Genomic DNA, 2,094 nt, shown 5'->3' on the forward strand with positions numbered 1-2,094 from the left:
GGCACCGACTTTTTTATTGCGCTGATCCGTAAAATATGCTAATATTAGTTTAGGGTCACGAAGGCCTGCGTTTAAATCAACGTTTAAATCAGTGTTTTAATAAAAATCATATATTTGCCACGAAGGCAGATAAAAAGGCTGCGAAAGCTTGTATTTCCGCTTTGAGCAGGCTTTTCTTATTTTTATTATTTGTTATTATTTGTAAGGGGTCTTGATATGCGTCAAAAGTTAACTATAAGAAAAATTGCATTAGGCGGATTATTTTTAGCTCTTGCTGTTTTATTCCCACAGGTATTTCATTTAATCGGCGGTCCTGCCGCTGGGAGAATATTTTTACCGATGCATATTCCCGTTATGCTTGCAGGTTTTTTCGCAGGTCCGATAATCGGTGTTATAACCGGAGTGATTTCGCCATTGCTCAGCTTCCTGATAACATCAATGCCTATGCCCCCGATGCTGTACTTTATGGTTATTGAACTGGGTGGTTACGGGCTTGCCACAGGCTTTCTCTTCAGAAAGCTTAAACTGAATATTTATGTTTCTTTAATCATCAGCATGATTTTTGGCCGCCTTTTATACGGCGCCGCCATTCTAGCAGCTGTACATGTGCTGAAAATAAATATTCCTCCGTCAATCAACGTTCTTGGAGCTGTTACAGCTGGAATACCCGGATTGATTATACAAATTGTTTTCATTCCCGCCGTAGTTTACCTGGTGGAAAGGAGGATGCGTCTTGAGAGCAATTGACCTCGCCAAAAACGAATTAGCCCTTCACAATTATTCATGCGTAGTGGTTCATGAAGATTCAGTAATAATGACATCCTTTGAGAATGGTGTGAAACCTCTGATTAACTATTACGAGACTAAAAGCCGGAATTTTAGCAATGCTGTTTTGGCCGACAAGGTAATCGGAAGGGCGGTGGCCTTCCTCGTCGTGTTATGCGGCATCACATCGGTATATGCCGAAGTGATGAGCATTGACGCGAAAAGAATACTCGAGGAGTATAATATATATGTCGAGTATGACCACCTGGTGCCGTTTATTGCCAACCGGAAGCGGGACGGCCGGTGCCCCATGGAAGAACTGTCCGAGGGCGTAAAACAGCCCATCGAGATGTATCACCGCATTAAGAATTGGCTTGCCGATATGTCTTCAAAACAAAGCAGCAAGAAATGAAGTAACAACCCTTCCGCCTTTCCAGCGTGGTTTCTACACCGGTGAGAGAGGAAGGGTTTAACATCAATACATTTATCTTTCCTAGTTTAATTCAGCAAATTTTCAGCATGATATTTGAATGTAAGCAAAAGGTTTGCCAATGAAATTAAAAGCGAGCAGCCATTCCGCAGCCTCCAGCTGCAAGTGCACCTCCTCCCAGCTATGCAAGTGCTGCATTGGTTGCTCTGCACCGGATAAAGTGGAAATTGCTGTACCAGTTGATGTTACTCTAAAAGTTGTCACTATATCCATCGCTGCAGACGGTCCCAAGGACATAAAAGCATTTAGTAAAGATTTTAAAGAAGTGTACTGTGCTATTAATGAAGAAATAGCACTAGAAAAATTCTATGAAGTAAAAGCAAAGTGGGAAAAGTTATCCTTTCGCTATTCGAAGCCGGAAAGAAACTGGGATGTAATAACTCCATTTTTCAAGTTTCCGGAAAAAATACAAAAAAATATTCTATACTACCAATATCATAGAAGCTCTGCATCGTCAGGAATTGACATTAACCTACCCACTTAAGACATGAGAACCGTCCCCTTGTCTATCTTAAGTAAGATATTGTCTTCTGTATAAATGTGCCTTTTTTTAAATCATCAAAGGTCTTTTTCAATTCTTCCTTAGTGTTCATTACAATAGGACCGCCCCAAGCTATGGGTTCATTCAAACGTACCGAACTAATGAAAATAGTACTTGGGCTTTTTTATCTGCAGACTTTATCTCTAATTGATCACCATAGGTAAGTTTTACAGCAGTCTTTTCCTTTACCAGTTCTCCACCGACATAAGCATCGCCTAAAAGTGTAAATATTATTACTGAACGCTCATTATCGGTACTCAAGCGCATAGAAGCATTTGGCTTAAGGTGAATATCATAG

The 2,094-nt window shown here is 40.5% G+C and carries 3 protein-coding genes and 2 pseudogenes; 3 read left to right on the plus strand and 2 right to left on the minus strand.

The annotated features are described in order from the left end of the window. Positions 1-216 precede the first annotated feature (216 nt). From FWJ59_RS09415 to FWJ59_RS09425, 3 genes and pseudogenes are all read left to right on the plus strand, one after another. Complete coding sequence (locus FWJ59_RS09415) at positions 217-747, plus strand: ECF transporter S component (RefSeq protein WP_414481673.1); 531 nt, start codon at positions 217-219, stop codon at positions 745-747. Then, on the plus strand, positions 734-1,177 hold the full coding sequence (locus FWJ59_RS09420; protein ID WP_414481674.1) for a DUF1893 domain-containing protein: 444 nt from the start codon (positions 734-736) through the stop codon (positions 1,175-1,177). The genes FWJ59_RS09415 and FWJ59_RS09420 overlap by 14 nt, the downstream gene beginning before the upstream one ends. Positions 1,178-1,484: 307 nt before the next feature. Then, positions 1,485-1,713, plus strand: a pseudogene (locus FWJ59_RS09425) (transposase); the annotation flags it as partial. A 48-nt stretch (positions 1,714-1,761) separates the two neighbouring features. Here FWJ59_RS09425 and FWJ59_RS09430 read toward each other — a convergent pair. Both FWJ59_RS09430 and FWJ59_RS09435 read right to left on the minus strand, forming a co-directional pair. After that, positions 1,762-1,848: a hypothetical protein gene (locus tag FWJ59_RS09430; protein ID WP_414481675.1), complete on the minus strand. Its 87-nt coding sequence runs from the start codon at positions 1,846-1,848 to the stop codon at positions 1,762-1,764. Between the two features lie 32 nt (positions 1,849-1,880). Then, positions 1,881-2,094, minus strand: a pseudogene (locus tag FWJ59_RS09435) (pirin family protein); the annotation flags it as partial.

The sequence above is a fragment of the Caldicoprobacter sp. genome, assembly GCF_047459465.1.
GTDB lineage: Bacteria > Bacillota > Clostridia > Caldicoprobacterales > Caldicoprobacteraceae > Caldicoprobacter.